Origin of the sequence: Methylobacterium sp. 77 (assembly GCF_000372825.1) — a bacterium.
Taxonomy (GTDB): domain Bacteria; phylum Pseudomonadota; class Alphaproteobacteria; order Rhizobiales; family Beijerinckiaceae; genus Methylobacterium.
Genome location: NZ_KB910516.1, coordinates 1,064,133 through 1,079,714, shown reverse-complemented (window position 1 = coordinate 1,079,714; position 15,582 = coordinate 1,064,133). Strand labels below are relative to the sequence as shown.

The following is a 15,582-nucleotide window of genomic DNA, read 5'->3' as shown; positions in this document are numbered from 1 at the left end:
GCTCGTGCCTTGCGCTCGCGCGGGCCGATGCCAGAGGAGGCGGTGATGGCGGTTCTTGCTCACGATCTCACCGGAGCGGGCATGATCCAGGAGCGTGTCCGGGGGCAGCTGTTTCCGGAGGTGTTCCGCGATCTGGCGAGCGTCGAGGCACTCTGGCGTAGCGTGGAGAGCGACCCTGCCGCGTTGGCGACCCCCTATCAGCGGTTCGACTGGGCCTCGGCCTTCGTGGCGGCGAAGCTCGGCTGCACGGCGTCGGAACAGGACAAGTCCCTGCGTATCGTCGTCCTGCGCGATGCGGGAGGACGCCCGCGCGTGATTCTCCCCCTTCAGGTCGCACGGGAGCGCGGCGTCCGGGTCGCGCGGGTGATCGGCTGCAAACATGCGAATTACCACATGCCGATGTTCGCCTCCCGTGAGGCGGCGTCCATGCGTGCCGAGGACCTCGTCGAGATCCTGCGCCGCATCGGTCGGGAGGCCGGCATCGATGTCTACCTGCTCGGGCATCAGCCGCGGTTCTGGGATGGGGCCGCCAACCCCCTGAGCCTTCGTGCCGCGCCCGCGGCCAGCGACGCCTACGGCCTGATTCTCGGTCCCGACCCGGATACCACCGCCAAACGCGTCTTCAGCGCCGACGCGCGCAAGAAAATGCGTTCGAAGGAGAAGAAGCTGATCGAGGCCTTCGGCCCGGTGGAGTATCGCGTCGCCTCCACTGTCGAGGAGGTGACGTCCTATCTCTCCGCGTTCTTCGCGCAGAAGGCCTCGCGGTTCGCGGCCATGGACATCGCCAATCCCTATGCCGACGAGGCGATCCGCCGCTTCATCGCTGCCGGCGCTTGCCGGCATGACGACCCGAGCGAAGTCCGCGGTGCCGCGATCGAGGTCTCCGCCCTCGTGGCATGCAACAGCGGTCGCGTGTTCGCGACCTTCGCCGGAGCCGTGAGCGATGTGCGCTACAGCGGCATGATGACCTCCTTCGACCAGGATCCCGTCGTCGGTCGGTCGAGCCCCGGCGACATCCTGCTGCATCACCTCATCCGCGACCAGACCGAACGCGGCCGTCGCAGCTTCGATCTCGGCGTCGGGGAAGCCCGCTACAAGGCGAATATCTGCGACGAGACGATCCAGCTCGGCGAGGTGACCATCGCCGTCACTCTGCGCGGCCATCTCTTCGCCATTCCGGCCATCGCCGCCACCCGGCTCAAGCGCCGGATCAAGCGCAGCGAGCGATTGGCACGCCTCGCGAAGGCGGTTCAGAAAGCGGTTCGACGCTCGACCCGGCAAGGGCAGACGGCCGGCGAGATCAAGATCTAGCGGTACCGCCGGCGCAAGGCATCCAGGCAAGGCATCCAGGGGCGGGCGTAGCCAACTCGGCTGTGCCCGCAAGGAAGTTATCTTCGTACGTTCATAAAATGCATCTGGATCAGAGGCTTAGGTCGTCTATCTTCCTCGACGCATGAGCCTTGGGGCGAGAAAAGCGCCGTCACGTCACGCCGCCGAAAGCCTGAGACCCGTCTCCGAAGTTTTTTCCGCAATGTCTTCGACGGCGATGGATGCCTGCTCGCCGGCGACGAGAACGGAAGCGACACCCGCCTGCTCGGCGAAGGTGTAGAGCATGACGAGTTCGGCATCGTCGGGCGCCTTGTCCGACGCAATGACGACGGCTTTCATCCGGCCCGCCATCGCTGCCAGCAGGTCGCGCGCCTCAGGTGAATGGGCCTCGCCCAGGCGATAGACGACCCAGTCGTAGCTCTGGGCCAGGGCATCGAGGGCGATGGCCAAGGCCTCGGGCTCTTCCGTGAGGATATCGCAATCGACGAAGCCGCGCGGGATGACGTGGAGTCGGCGAACCGAGGATACCGACCGGATCACGTCGAGGAAGGCCGCCTCGCCCGCGACAAGGTCGGTGAGGCCGGCATCGTCCGAAGCGCAGGCCGGGCCATTGACGTCCACGAACAGGATACGCCCGTTCGCGGCCAGAGCCTCCGCCAGGACCATGGCGAGTTGCCGGTCGGCGGCCATGTCGGTCTCCGCCACCAGGATGCTTCCGCCATTGCGGCCGTTGCGCTCGCGCAAACGCCGGATCAGCGCCTGGAGGTCGTGGTTGGACGCGCCCGTCCGGCTCGGGCCGTCCGTTGTCGTCTCCGCATCTTCCGTCTCCACGTCCGCCTGCGCCGAAGGCGGCGCGACGTCCGGCATCGAAACAGAGGCGAGCGGGGTGCCGACGGGAGAGACGACGACGCTCGCGGTCAGCGGAGCCTCGTAGACAGAGGCGGCCGTGCTGGTCCGCGACATGGCCACGGATGCTTCCGGGAAGGTGAAGGGAGCAGGCTCAGTGGTCTGCTCATCAGGGCCGGTGCGGCGCCTGCGGCGGGTGTTGTCGGGATCGCTGAGGAGATGGCGCGCCACCACCCCGCCCATGGCGAGCAGCATCGTCATCACCATGGCGAGCGCCACGATGGGCAGCTTCTTCGGGAAGGACGGGACCTGGGGCACCACGGCGCGCGAGACCACGCGGGCATCGGCGGGCGCCGCGCTCTCGGCGTCGCGTGCCGAGGCCTCGCGGTAGCGCGAGAGATAGGATTCGAGCTGGTCGCGCTGGGCTTTCGCCTCGCGCTCGAGGGCACGCAACTGGACCTCGCTGGAATTGCCCTTCGAGACGATGTCGCGCTGCGCGTCGACGGCGGCGGTGAGGCTGTCGACCCGGGCCTCGGCGATGCGGGCATCGTTCTCCATCGTCCGCACCACCCGGTCGGCGGTGGCCTTGATCTGCGCGTCGAGGTCCGAGATCTGCGCCGTCAACTCCTTGATGCGGGGATGGGCCGGCATCAGCGTGCGCGATTCGAGGGCGAGCTGTCCGCGCATGGTGATGCGCTGCTCGACCGTACGCCGGATGACCTCGTTGTTGGCGACATCCGGAATCTCGAAGGCGCGACCGTCCTTGATCATCTCGCGGATGAGCTTGGCCCGGCTGGTCAGGTCGGCCTTGACGGTTCGGGCCTGCGAGAGCTGGCTCGATAATTCGCTGAGCTGCTGGGTGCCGAGAGGCTGGCTGGTGCTGCCGCCGGCGCCGATCAATCCGTTGCGGGCGCGGAAGGTCTCGACCTTCGCCTCGGCCTCCGACACGCGGGTGCGGAGGGTATCGATGTTGCCGCCGAGCCAGGTCGAGGCATAGCGGGCGGTGTCCACCTTCGCCGATTCCAGCGAGGCGATGTAGAGTTCCGCGATGGTGTTCGCGGCCTTGGCGGCCAGTTCGGGATCACGCGATCGGAACTCGACGGTCAGGATGCGGGACTTGCCGGCCGGGTAGACCAGGAGGCGGTCGAAATAGGTGTCGAGCACCCGGTCTTCGGGGGGGCGCTCCATCGGGTTCTTGCCGAGACCGATCATCATCAGGACGCGCTGGACCGGGCCGATGCCGTCGACCTCGGGATCGAATTCGGCATTGCCGACGAGTTTCAGCCGGCGGATCGCCTCCCGTGCGATATCACGGGACATCACCACCTGGACCTGGCTCGCCACCGCCTGATCGTCGATGGCCAGGGGCTGATCGCTGCGTTCCTGTGCGGAGCGGGTGAAGGCCGCATCGCGGCTTTCCAGCAGGATCTTCGCCTCGCCGGTGTAGCGGGGCGGCACGACCTGCACGAAAACGATGGCCCCGATCCCCGCCGCCACTGTCGGAACGACGATCCAGCGCCAAGAGCGCGCCAGGAGCCCGAACAGTTGGGACAGGCCGAGGCCCTCGTCCCGCTGCGGGATCGGCTCGAAGGGGGACATGGTCTGCTGCGAGCGGGGCATGAGACGATCTTTACGCAAGGCAGGACAGCGCATCGAGCGCCTGCCGAAAGACTAGAACTCGTTAAGATTGATCGTCGGTTAAGATCGACCGCAGAACAGCGCATTCCTTTCGGGGCATCAGCTTTCGTTAACCATATGATCCTACGACGAAGGGCAGAAACTTGCTCTTAGCGGCTTGGAAGATGAAACGGCGCTCCTTTCTCCTCGCTCTGACCTCCACACTGGCACTGGGCGGCTGCCTGCGTCCCGATTTCAGGACCGCACAGCTCGACGCCACCGGTACCGGATCGATCGGGGGACGCTACACGCTCTCGACCGGCGACCGGCTCCGCGTCATCGTCTTCGGCCAGGACAACCTCTCCAACATCTATGCCATCGACGGCGCCGGCGGCATCGCCATGCCGCTCATCGGCCTCGTGAAGGTCGGGGGGCAGTCGACCGCCCAGGCCGCCCGGACGATCGAAGCCAAGCTCGCCTCGGGTTTCGTGCGAGAGCCGCATGTCACGGTGGAGGTGGACGCCTATCGTCCGTTCTACATCCTCGGCGAAGTCACGACCTCGGGGCAGTACCCTTACGTGAACGGCATGGCCGTCGAGACGGCGGTGGCGATCGCGGCGGGGTTCGGGCCGCGGGCGGCGCGCGACTATGCCGTCCTCACCCGCGAAGGCCCGAACGGCCTCGTCTCCGGCATCGTCCCGATGACCTACCCGGTGAGACCGGGCGACACGATCGTGGTCAAGGAGCGCTTCTTCTAGGAACGCCAACTCGCAGCCAATTCGACACAGGCATTTTCTCCTGTGCAAGTCGTTCGATGCCGAGCATCCCGCGCGTGTCCTCAGGCATCGTTCCGGTCCGGACAGCCAACCCGATGAGGTCGCGACGGATCATGCTCGACTCGTCGACAATGGTTCGCTTTTTCGCTTTTCCTTTAGGGGTTGCCTAACCGCGTAGGAGGGTTTTCCCCTTTCGATGACGCGGGAAGCCGATACGGCGCACCGTTTTAACGATCGCACCACCTCTGGAGACCAGTCTCCGCCGACGTCGAACCCCCTCTCGGTTCGAAAGGTCGTCGCGTGGAGTTCCTATCGTGAGTGCGTCCGCCTCCGTCCTGTCCGTCGGTGCCTCCCTCAACGAGGGCAAGAAGGTCCATCGCATCCTGCACGTGTTCCGCGCGCCGGTCGGAGGGCTGTTCCGTCATGTCTGTGACCTCGCGAGGCTTCAGGCTGCGGCCGGTCACAAGGTCGGGCTGATCTGCGATTCGTCGACCGGCGGCGAGCGCGCGATCGAGGCGTTGAACGATCTCCTGCCGCATCTCGAGCTCGGTATCGTCAGGCTACCGATGCGGCGTAATCCGCATGGATCGGATATCGTGGTGGTGCGCGCGGTCGCCAGACGAGCGCGCGGTATCGGCGCCACGATTCTGCACGGCCACGGCGCGAAGGGTGGCGCCTATGCGCGCCTCGCTGGCATGCCGTCGAATCTGCCTTCGCTCATCCGCGCCTACACTCCCCATGGTGGAAGCTATAATTACAAGCCGGGAACGCTGCGGCACCGGATATATATGGGCGTCGAGCGCCTGCTCGCGACGCGCACCGACGTGTTCCTGTTCGAGAGCGAGTATGTCGCCGGCCGGCACAGACGCTTCGTGGGCGGCCGGCCCCGCACCGTGAGGATCGTCCATAACGGCATCGACGAGGCGGAATTCGTGCCGGTGCAGCACAAGGCGGACGCCTACGATCTCGTTTATGTGGGCGAGCTTCGGGAGGCGAAGGGCATTCCGGTTCTGCTCGACGCCTTGGTGGGGCTGCATGCCGAGGGACGTCCCACGCGACTGCTCATGGTGGGCTCGGGGCCGGATGCCGATCAACTGGCGGAGCGCGCGCGCCAGCTCGGCCTGTCCGGTTCTGTGGCGTTCGAGCCGCCCCAGCCTATTCGTGCGGCGCTGGCGAAGGGGCGGATCATGGTGGTTCCGTCTCTGGCGGAATCCCTCCCCTACGTGGTGCTCGAAGCCGCTGCCGCCCAGCAACCCCTCGTCTCGACCAATGTGGGCGGCATTCCCGAGATCTTCGGGGCGGCTGCGACCGATCTCGTCGGTGCCGGAGATCCTTTCGCCCTCAAGCGCGCCATCGTCCGCCTGCTCGACGAAGACCCCGCCCAGGGCTCGGCGCGGTCGCGGGCACTCGGCGAATTCGTCCAGACACGGTTCTCGATGAAACGGATGGGGGCGGATGTCCTGTCCGGTTACGCTGCCGCTCTGCGGGTGCGGGCGGCATCCATCGTCAGGACGCCGCTTTCGACGCTGAAGCAATTGCCGAAGTCGAGCTGACGACAGACGGCTCCCCTCCCCGGCTCGCCCCTGTTTCCGCGCTGTCGGTCGTCATGTCTTCGTTAAACGTTCCGTGACCTCGATATGGCACCGTCGGCCATCTCACCGACGGTAAGCTTGAACGAGTGCAGACGATGAGTGCCTTCGACGTCCGCGACCTTCTGAAAGCGGCGGGACACCCCGGCCAGCTGAATGCCGCCGATGCGGGCCTTTACGGCCCTGTCGTGTCCACGATTCCCCCGGCCGAGGTCGGCGCCCCCCGCGATCATGGCGGTGCGGTATCTCCCGTCGTGCTGGCAGGCAGCGTGCGGCTCGCGGACCTGTTTCTCGTCACTGTCCTCGGCTTTGCCATTCACCGGGTTCAACTCGCCGACATGGTCGCCTTGGGATGGAGCTATCCCACGGCGATCCTGTCCGTCGCCGGACTGGCGGTGGCCTTGTTCCAGATTTTCGGCAGTTATCGGATCGCCGCCTTCCGCAGCTTCTTTAAGCCCGCTCTCCGCCTGACCGCCGCCTGGTCGCTGACCTTCCTGGTCGTCGCCACGGTGATGGTCTTCGCCAAGGTCGCGGACCATTACTCCCGCATCTGGCTGGCGACGTTCTTTGCCTTGGGGCTTTCCCTGCTCCTCGCCGAGCGTTTCATCCTGCTCCGCTTCGTCACGGCCCGCATGCGGCGGGGACAGTTCGATCGCCGCACGGCCATCGTCGGAGGTGGTCCACTGGCGGAAGAGCTCATCCGCGCCCTCGAGGCCGAGACCGAATCCGGTATCCGCATCGTCGGCGTGTTCGATGATCGTGGGGACATGCGGTCGTCGTCGGTGGTCGCGGGCTATCCGAAGCTCGGCACCGTCAGCGACCTCGTGGATTATGCGCGCTCGACCCGGCTCGACCTCGTGGTGTTCACGCTGCCGATCGCGGCCGAGGATCGTCTGCTGCAGATGCTGGCCAAGCTCTGGGTGCTGCCGATCGACATCCGGCTCTCCGCCAAGGCGACGAAGCTCAAGCTGCGGCCGAGGGCCTATTCGTATCTCGGGTCCGTTCCCGTCCTCGACGTGTTCGACAAGCCGATGGCCGATTGGGACATCGTCGCCAAGGCCATCTTCGATCGCGTCGTCGGCGCGGCCATGCTGGTGGTCCTGGCACCGGTCATGATCGGTCTGGCGATCGCCGTTCGTCTGACCTCGCCGGGTCCGATCCTGTTCCGGCAGAAGCGTCTCGGCTTCAACAACGAGACGATCGAGGTCTACAAGTTCCGATCCATGTATGCGGACCAATCCGATTACACGGCTTCAAAGCAGGTCACGCGGGGCGACCCGCGCGTCACGCCCTTCGGTCGGTTCATCCGCAGGACGTCGCTGGACGAGCTTCCGCAGCTCTTCAACGTCATGAAGGGAGAATTGTCCCTGGTCGGGCCGCGCCCTCATGCCGTTCAGGCCAAGACCAGCACGACCCTCTACGATCAGGTGGTCGACGGCTACTTCGCCCGGCACAAGGTCAAGCCAGGCATCACCGGCTGGGCCCAGGTCAACGGCTGGCGCGGCGAAACCGATACCGACGAGAAGATCCAGCGCCGCGTCGACCACGACCTCTACTACATCGAGAACTGGTCGATCCTGTTCGACATCCAGATCATGCTCGCGACCCCCCTCTCCCTCGTGACCACCAAGAACGCCTACTGATCCGGCATCCTCACGGATGCACCCGACGAAGAAAGGCCGCCCTCGCATCGCGAAGGGCGGCCTTTCTCGTCTTTGCGCCGAAAGCCGGCGCGGCAGGACTGTTCCGTTACGGCAGGGAGCCCGCCGCCTTCTTGGCCTCGGTCATCGTGTCCTCGCAGCCCTTGGCATCGCCCGCCGCATCCTGCTTGCGCGCCTGCTCGATCAGGTGACGGGCGTGGTCGACACTCTTGGCGTTGGGGGTGGTCGAGGGATCGGTGGGCTTGCCGCCGGGAGGCGCATCGAGCCCCATCGACGGATTGGCCGCGACCTTGCCGTCGGCCGAGGCGGTGCCGGTGACCGACACGGCACCGGAACTGTTGAGGCGCCGCTCGATCGTGGCGATCTGGTCGGAGCAGGCCGAGGCGAAGGCCGGACCGGCGATGGCGGTGAAGACGAGGACGGGCACGAGGAGGCGGATCGACGGCGAGGCCGTGGTCGGCGAATGCGCCTTGGCCGAGGACGTCCTGGCCTCGCTGGGGGCCTTGGTCATGTGATGCTTTCCGGTAATGTCGAACATGGCACGCCAACGCTCGAGTCACCCGGCATGTTGCTGCGACATCGTCGAACCCGCGATGCACCCTCCCCCTGTGGAGGCCATCCGCCGCATGCGGCGACCAACAAAAAAGGCCACCGCCCCGTTGCCGGAGCGGTGGCCCTTCGAAGGGGCGTCAGGGAGCGGCTACCAGAAGATGCGCATGCCGCCATAGGCCGCGATCGGCGCGCCCGGTGCCAGGCTCCGGTTGGAGCTGGCATTCGGCAATGCCAGGATCGGAACCTCGCCGACGGGCGAGAAGGTACCGAAGGTGGCATATTTCGCGTTCAGCGCGTTCTCGACGTAGCCGTAGACCTCGAAATGCTCGCTCACACGGTAGCTCGTGTTGAACCCGATGACCGCATAATTGCCCGTGGTCTTGTTCAGGTTCGACTCGTCGCCGACGAGGTACTTGCCGGTGGCGACGCGGGCCAGCACGCCGACCTTCCATTCCGGCGTGACCATGTACTGGACGCCGATCTTGACCTGGTGCGGGGCGACGCCGGGAAGCTTGTCGCCGCGCTTCACGAAGATCTGGTTGGCCTCCGAATTGTCCGGTTGGGCCGGGTTCGGAGTAGCGAACGGGTTGCCGCCCGATGCCAGGGTCAGCGGCGACTGGAAGGTCGCGTCGACGAAGGCGTAGTCGACGAAGGCGTTCCAGACCGGGGTCGTGATGCTGAGGCTCGCCTCGACGCCCTGGCGGCGGGTCGAGCCGACATTCTGGAAGTAGGCCCGGCCGATGGTGATGTCGGAGGGCACGAAGGTGATGTCATCCTCGTTGCGGGCACGGAACACGCCGGCCTTCCAGCTCAGGACACCGAGTTCGATCGGCGAGGGCAGCTTGCCGCGGAAGCCGGCCTCGACGGTGCGGGAGATCACCTGCTTCAGCGGCGGATCGCCGACGAAGAAGTTGGTCAGCGAACACGGGGCGAGCGGATCGGCGCAGGAGAGCTCGGCCGGGGTCGGAGCGCGGTTCGCCTCGACATAGCCGCCATACGCCGTGAGGAACTCGGGAACGATCTTGTAGCTCAAGCCGGCGCCCGGGTTGAACCGCTCGAAATAATGGTCGCCGTTCAGCGCCGTTCCGATCTGATCCCGCAGCACGATCTTGGCCATGTTGTACCGGCCCTGCAGCGTCAGCGTCAGGCGGTCGGTCAGATCGGTGTTGTTCGACAGGTAGATGCCGCCGTAATCGTTGCTCGACTTCACGCTGACGGGGGTGATCGAGTTGTCGTCGCTGCGCACGACGACGCCGGGGCCGAAGAAGCCGCGATCGAAGGTCAGGCCGCCGATGGCGTTGTCGGCGGTGAAGGCGGTACGGCCGCCATCGTAGGAGCCGCCGAGGACGAAGCGGTTGGGCAGGCCGAACAGCGTCTCGCGCACGTTGGTCTGGACCGAGACGCCGAAGTTCTCGGTGCTCGTCTTTGTGGAGTTGAGGAAGGCATAGGGGCCGCCCTCGTCGAACCGATCGGCGAAGGCCGGCAGCCGGGCGAAGTTCGCCGTCCTGATGTTGCTCGCCTGGACACGCCGGTTCAGCCGGTCGCGCAGGAAGAACTGCTCCTCGTTGGCGCCTTCCGAGCAGAGGAAGCGCTCGTTCGCCTCGCAGCGCTCCACCTCGGCGGCGTCGCCGTTGGCGGTGTTCTGCTCGAACTGCCCGTAATAGGCGTTGCCGGAGATGTTGACGGTGGGCGTGATGTCGTAGGTGCCCGAGAGCCCGATGCGTCCGAACGAATTCAGCGTCTTGTCGGGGTAGGTGAAGACCTGGTCGCGCTGGGCCGCCAGCAGGTCGACGGGCAGGGTGCCGTTGCCGGTAAGGCTGTTGATCGCGCCCATGAAGTTCAGGTGGAACTCACCCTTCTCCGCCTGGACGCCGAGATCGCCGTAGAACTGGCGCAGCCGCGACGGCGAGTGCGCGCGCCAGCCGTTCTCCGAAAGCGCGGTGCCGGCGACGTAGAGGCCGACATTGTCCGAGCGCTGGCCGTGCTGGAACGAGCCGCCGAAACGGCCGAACGAGCCACCGGAGAGGTTCAGCTCGGTCCCCTGGTAGGTGAAGCCGTTCTTGAGCTGCACGCTCAACGCACCGCCGAGGGCGTTGAGGCCGTAGGCCGGGTTCGAGCCTTCGAGCTCGATGCGGTCGACGGCGATGTCGGGGATGAGGTCCCACTGCACCGTGTCGCCGAAGGAGGTGTTGAAGCGGTTGCCGTTCACGTAGACGGCCACGCCCTGCGGACTTCCGCCGAGCGGCGAGGCTTCGAAGCCGCGATAGGTGATGGTCGGCTGGAAGGGGTTGCCTTGCGCGTTGTTGATGCTGATCGAGCCGATCCGCTCGTCGAGGGCGCGCAGCACGCTCGGGGTGCCGACCCGGTTGACGTCGGCCGAGGTCAGGACGCTGGTGTTCTGGGGAAGCTTGTCGCGGTCCTGGCCGAGCAGGACGCCCTGCGCATTGCGCAGGTTGGCCGTCGGCGTGGTGGCGACGACATCGAGTTCCTGCAGCGTTACGGCCTGCTGGCCACCCACGACTACCGCCTGTGCGTAGGCGACGCCCGGCAGCAACGCTACCGACACGAGGAGGCTGCTCCGCAGCGTCCGCTTCTTCATGTCCCGAGACCCTTCGATTTCTTTTACCGGCGTGGCCGGGTTTTTTCCGGCTCGTTGCTCATTGTTGCGGGGCGTATCGGGCTCGGACAATCCAGTGGTGAGGGGATCCACCCATTCTCATAGGGATCCTGTCGAGATGGCGCCGGCGCGTGATCTCCGAGCAACACGATTTGCCAGATATTACAAAGACTTCGGGATCAATAGGAACGCAGCGCGGGACGATTTGGCAATCGATGCTGCCGGAATAATTTCCGCCATCGAGCGGATTAATGAGGACTTCCGGACGTGGTGGATCGTTGCGGAAGTCGCGCGAATCGAACGTGAGCGATCGCTCACGGGGGAGGCCAGTAAAAAGGCCCGCCGGAGGGACCGGCGGGCCTGAACGAGCGACTGCGATGCGTCGACGTATCGAGATGTCGGATCAGAGGCGTGCCTGAATCTTGCGGGCGACCTCGCCGAGGCGCTGTTCCAGCAGGGTCGGTACTTCGCAGACATAGCTCAGGGACTGGCTGCGTTCTTGGAAGATGCGCCGGTCCCAGGCGAACTTCGTCTCCAGATCCGAGGCTTCCTTGGGCATCTCGCGGGCGTCGTTGGCGCCGGGGCCGTCCTTCACCGAACTGATCTGATCGGCCTCCTGCCGGATGCGCTCGGCCATCCGCCGCTGACCCTGGGCATAGCGCGCGATCCCGCCGATGACCCGGCCGCGCTCGTTGTTCACCACCTCGAACACGCCGGCGAAAACGCGGGTCAGGCGCTTGGCCTTCTCGTCACCGGCCTTGGCGACGAACGCGTCGAGCAGGGGGTCGACTTCGCTCAACTCGGTGCGTCGCGAGGCGATTTTCTGAGCGAGCGATGCCGCCTCGAAATCGTCGCCCCAGGGGCCGGCCTCGGCGAGATCCGGGCCGGTCCAGACCGTGCCCGGGCTCAGGGTCGAGACCTTGCGCTGAACGCAGGGCCAGTCCGGGTCCGCCTTGGGCTGGGCGAGGGCGTGTCCCGACATCAGGCCGGTGGCCGTGAGGGCGAGCAGCAGGGTGCGTGATAGGGTCATGAATTGTCTCCGGCCGGTCCGCCGCGCCGGGCCATGATGCCGCGGCCGGGATCGTAGGCGATCACGGCGAGGGTGAAGAAGGCGATGGTGGTGCCTACGACGACGGCGCAGGCCATGGGCTCGAACTGCCCGTAGAGGGCGAAGCGCACGAGTTGGACGGCATGGCTGAACGGGTTGGCCATGCAGATCATGTAGAGCGTCTCGCTCGATTCGCGGATCCGCCAGAGCGGGTAGAGTGCCGAGGAAGCGAAGAACATCGGAAAGATCACGAAGTTCATGACGCTGGCGAAGTTCTCGAGCTGCTTGACCATGGAGGACAGCAGCAGGCCGATGGAGCCGAGCATCAGCCCCGAGGCGATGAAGGCCGGCAGCGCCGCGACGTAGCCGATGGCGGGGATGTCGAGTTCCCAGAACCAAGCGATGGCGAGGAACGCATAGGCCTGCACCACCGAGACGGTGACACCGGCGATCAGCTTGGCGAGCAACAGCAGCCAGCGTGGATAAGGGCTCGTCAGCAGCACCTTCATCGAGCCGACTTCGCGGTCGTAGACCATCGAGAGCGAGGATTGCATGCCGTTGAAGAGCTGGATCATCACGGCGAGGCCCGGCACCACGTAGACCTCGTAGAGGACGTAGGTCTGGTAGGGCGGCTCGATCGAGACCCCGAGCGTGTTGCGGAAGCCCGCCGCGAAGATGAACAGCCAGACGAGCGGCCGCACCAGGGCGGAGAAGAACCGCTCCTTCTGATTGAAGAAGCGCAGAAGCTCGCGGCGGACGATGCCGCCGAGGCAGATGAGATAGCCGACCGCATCGAGGCGGCCGAGATGAGGAACGGGCGTCTCCACGCTGGCTTGCGTCGGATCTGTTCGGGAAAGCGTCATGCGGCCTGCTTCGACGGTTCGGCGACGAGGCGGCGGAAGGCGGTTTCCAGAGTTTCGTCCCCTTGGGCGATGGAGCCGGCAGTCCCGCGCGCGACGATGCGCCCGCGATGGAGCACGACGGCATCGTCGGCTCCGTCGATCTCCTCGAAGATATGGGTCGCCCAGAGGACCGACAGCCCTTCTTCTCGCACCAGGGCGCGGACGATGGCGACGATATCGGCGCGTGATTCGAGATCGAGACCCACGGTGGGCTCGTCCAGCAGCAGGAGCTTGGGCTCATGCACCAGCGAGCGCGCGATCTCGATGCGCCTCGACTGGCCGCCGGACAGCGTGCGGACCTTGTCGTCGCGCCGGTCGCTGAGACCGACGCGGGCGAGCAGCACCGCGATGCGAGCCTTGGCCGCCCGGCGCGCGATGCCATGCAGGCTGGCATGATAGAGGAGGTTCTGCTCGACGGTGAGGTCGGTATCGAGCGTCCGGGCCTGGAACACCACGCCGAGCCGGGCCAATGCGCGGGACGGCTCGCGGTCGAGGCCGTGGCCGAAGATCGAGACCCGCCCGTCCTGGTTGGCGTAAAGGCGGGTAATCACCGAGAACAACGTGGTCTTGCCGGCGCCGTTAGGGCCGAGCAGAGCCATGAAACGCCCCCGCTCCACTCGGATCGACACATCGGACAAAGCCGCGCGTGCTCCGAAGCGATGGCTCACGCCCGCCACGTCGAGGGCCGCGCTGGCGCCCGCTTCGTCGCTCACGGCTTCATCGCCCGCTTGGCGTCGCCGACGGCGTCGAGGCACTCGTCGAACTCGCCCTCGCCCTGCTCGCGCTCGGCCACGCGCAGGGCCTTCTTCAGCTTCGGCGCGGCCGCCTCCGACGGGCCCTTGGCGATGGCGTCCTTGATCATGGCGACGCCCTCGGCACAGGCGGCCTTGTCATCGGCCAAGGCCGGGCCGGTGGCGAGGAGGAGGGCGATCGTGGGGATGAGAAGACGCATGCTGGTGCCCTGCCCTGGTTCGATACGGACTTACTTGACGATGAACTTGCCGGTCATGCCCTTGGACTCGAGTCCATGGATCGACCAGGGATATTCGCCCGGCTTGATCGTGACGAACTCGATCGCGATCTCGCCCGGATCGTCGAATTCGAGATGGTCCGGCGGACCGCTGCCGTGGATCTCGAGATGCTGGATCACGATCTGGTTGAACCAGATGTTGCGGAAGAACTCGGTGGCATAGAACTTATATTCCTGCCGGCCCTTGGCGACGATGCGCAGGCGATAGGCCTTGCCGGATTCGAGCTCGATCTCCTTGTTCTCGACCACGAAATCGTTGCCCTCCTCGTTGCCGAGGACGAGGTCGGGCAGGTTGGAGCGCTTCTTCGTGAGGTCGAGGGCGCCGGCCGGCCCGGCGCCGAGCAGGACCGCCAGGGCGAGGGCACTCGCCCACATCGTCCGCTTCATGTTGTCGTCCTCCCTTTCGCCGCCTTGAGGCGGTCGCTGATTGTCTCGACGCATTCGGACTCGGGCCGTGCCGCTTCCGGGGCTCGCCTGCAGCGTCCCGGAATGCCGGCCCCGTTCGACGACACGGTCAGTTCGGCGAGACCGCCACGCCCCAGGGCAGCAACCCGACCGGGATGCTCTTGATGACCTTGTTCGCCTCCACATCCACCACCGAGACGTCGTTGGACGAGCCATTGGTGGAGAACAGGTACTTCTGGTCCGGAGTGAAGGCGAGCTGCCACACGCGCTGGCCCACGGGCAGGTATTTCTCGACCTCGTAGGTCTTGGTATCGATCACCGCGATGCGGTTGGCCGGGCCGAGGGCCGCGAAGGCCTTCGTGCCGTCCTTGGTGATGCGGATGCCCACCGGCTGGATCGCCTCGTCGTTCACGCCCGGGATCTTGAAGGTGATCTTCTTGATCACCCGCCGCGCGGCGACGTCGATGATGCTGATCGTGCCGCCGACCTCGGCCGAAACCCAGAGGAACTTCCCATCCGCGGTAAACTCGGCGAAGCGCGGCCGCGCATCCACCAGCACGTTGTCGATCACCTGGAACGTGGTGGTGTCGATGAAATGCGCCATGTTGGTGGTCTCGGAGGTGTTCACCAGGATCTTGCCGTCCGGCGACAGGCCCATTCCCTCCGGCTCCACACCGACGGGCACTTCGGCGAGAACCTTGTTCTTCTCGATGTCGATGACCGTGACCTGGCTGTCATCCTCGTTGGCGACGTAGAGCGGGTTGCCGCCCGGTCCCAGGATGAACTGCTCCGGATCGGGGCCGGAACGGAGCGAGCGCACCACCTTGCCGGTGGCGGTATCGAGCACGTCGATGCGGTCGTCGTCGCTGGCGCAGACGAACAGCTCCTTGCCGTCCTTGCTGGTCGTTACCCCGCGCGGGCGACGTCCGACCTTCCAGGTCCCGGTCACGGCCATGGTCGTCGTGTCGATGACGCTGACGGTGTTGCCCTTCTCGTTGGTCACGTAGACCGTGTAGGCCTGCGCGGAGGCGCTCACACCCACCGTCGCACCGACGAGGGCGACCACACACACGCCTGCCTTGAAGCCGAGGCTCATTCCGTCTTCTCCCTGGGGCATCGCTTCTTCGCGCGATTGACCGTGATTATAGTGCAGTTTGTCCGCACGGGGAGCGCATGCCTGCACGGGGAAGGCAAGCGTCTTGCCGCAGGA

The 15,582-nt window shown here is 65.9% G+C and carries 13 protein-coding genes; 4 read left to right on the top strand and 9 right to left on the bottom strand.

Annotation, left to right across the window (positions count from 1 at the left end; genetic code table 11):
- Positions 1-45: 45 nt before the first annotated feature.
- Entirely contained in the window at positions 46-1,311 is a 1,266-nt protein-coding gene (locus A3OK_RS0105010; protein ID WP_036302573.1) for a GNAT family N-acetyltransferase, read from the top strand.
- A gap of 174 nt (positions 1,312-1,485) precedes the next feature.
- Here the strand turns inward: A3OK_RS0105010 and A3OK_RS0105005 are convergent, their stop codons facing one another.
- A complete protein-coding gene (locus A3OK_RS0105005; RefSeq protein ID WP_019903840.1) occupies positions 1,486-3,795 on the bottom strand; it encodes a GumC family protein in 2,310 nt (769 codons plus the stop codon).
- Between the two features lie 182 nt (positions 3,796-3,977).
- Here A3OK_RS0105005 and A3OK_RS0105000 point away from each other — a divergent pair, with 182 nt between their 5' ends.
- The 3 genes from A3OK_RS0105000 (at position 3,978) to A3OK_RS0104990 (ending at position 7,800) form a co-directional block, all read left to right on the top strand.
- Positions 3,978-4,550, top strand: a complete 573-nt coding sequence (locus tag A3OK_RS0105000) for a polysaccharide biosynthesis/export family protein (protein ID WP_019903839.1) — start codon at positions 3,978-3,980, stop codon at positions 4,548-4,550.
- Positions 4,551-4,882: 332 nt separating this feature from the next.
- Positions 4,883-6,121: a glycosyltransferase family 4 protein gene (locus A3OK_RS0104995; RefSeq protein WP_019903838.1), complete on the top strand. Its 1,239-nt coding sequence runs from the start codon at positions 4,883-4,885 to the stop codon at positions 6,119-6,121.
- Between the two features lie 134 nt (positions 6,122-6,255).
- A complete protein-coding gene (locus A3OK_RS0104990; protein WP_019903837.1) occupies positions 6,256-7,800 on the top strand; it encodes an undecaprenyl-phosphate glucose phosphotransferase in 1,545 nt (514 codons plus the stop codon).
- Positions 7,801-7,906: 106 nt separating this feature from the next.
- Here the strand turns inward: A3OK_RS0104990 and A3OK_RS22355 are convergent, their stop codons facing one another.
- From A3OK_RS22355 to A3OK_RS0104950, 8 genes are all read right to left on the bottom strand, one after another.
- Complete coding sequence (locus A3OK_RS22355; protein ID WP_245259313.1) at positions 7,907-8,329, bottom strand: hypothetical protein; 423 nt, start codon at positions 8,327-8,329, stop codon at positions 7,907-7,909.
- 189 nt (positions 8,330-8,518) lie between these two features.
- Positions 8,519-10,969, bottom strand: a complete 2,451-nt coding sequence (locus A3OK_RS0104980) for a TonB-dependent receptor (RefSeq protein WP_019903835.1) — start codon at positions 10,967-10,969, stop codon at positions 8,519-8,521.
- 421 nt (positions 10,970-11,390) lie between these two features.
- Positions 11,391-12,017 (bottom strand): hypothetical protein, encoded by a 627-nt coding sequence (locus A3OK_RS0104975; RefSeq protein WP_019903834.1) that lies wholly within the window; start codon positions 12,015-12,017, stop codon positions 11,391-11,393.
- Positions 12,014-12,898: an ABC transporter permease gene (locus tag A3OK_RS0104970; RefSeq protein WP_019903833.1), complete on the bottom strand. Its 885-nt coding sequence runs from the start codon at positions 12,896-12,898 to the stop codon at positions 12,014-12,016. The genes A3OK_RS0104975 and A3OK_RS0104970 overlap by 4 nt, the downstream gene beginning before the upstream one ends.
- Positions 12,895-13,650 carry an ABC transporter ATP-binding protein gene (locus A3OK_RS0104965; RefSeq protein WP_019903832.1) on the bottom strand — a complete coding sequence of 252 codons (756 nt, stop codon included), beginning with the start codon at positions 13,648-13,650 and terminating at the stop codon, positions 12,895-12,897. The genes A3OK_RS0104970 and A3OK_RS0104965 overlap by 4 nt, the downstream gene beginning before the upstream one ends.
- Positions 13,647-13,889, bottom strand: coding sequence for a hypothetical protein (locus A3OK_RS0104960; protein WP_019903831.1), 243 nt, complete (start codon positions 13,887-13,889; stop codon positions 13,647-13,649). Before A3OK_RS0104960 ends, A3OK_RS0104965 begins: the two co-directional genes overlap by 4 nt.
- 30 nt (positions 13,890-13,919) lie before the next feature.
- Positions 13,920-14,354, bottom strand: a complete 435-nt coding sequence (locus A3OK_RS0104955) for a hypothetical protein (RefSeq protein ID WP_019903830.1) — start codon at positions 14,352-14,354, stop codon at positions 13,920-13,922.
- Between the two features lie 127 nt (positions 14,355-14,481).
- Complete coding sequence (locus A3OK_RS0104950) at positions 14,482-15,468, bottom strand: YVTN family beta-propeller repeat protein (protein ID WP_019903829.1); 987 nt, start codon at positions 15,466-15,468, stop codon at positions 14,482-14,484.
- Positions 15,469-15,582 lie beyond the last annotated feature (114 nt).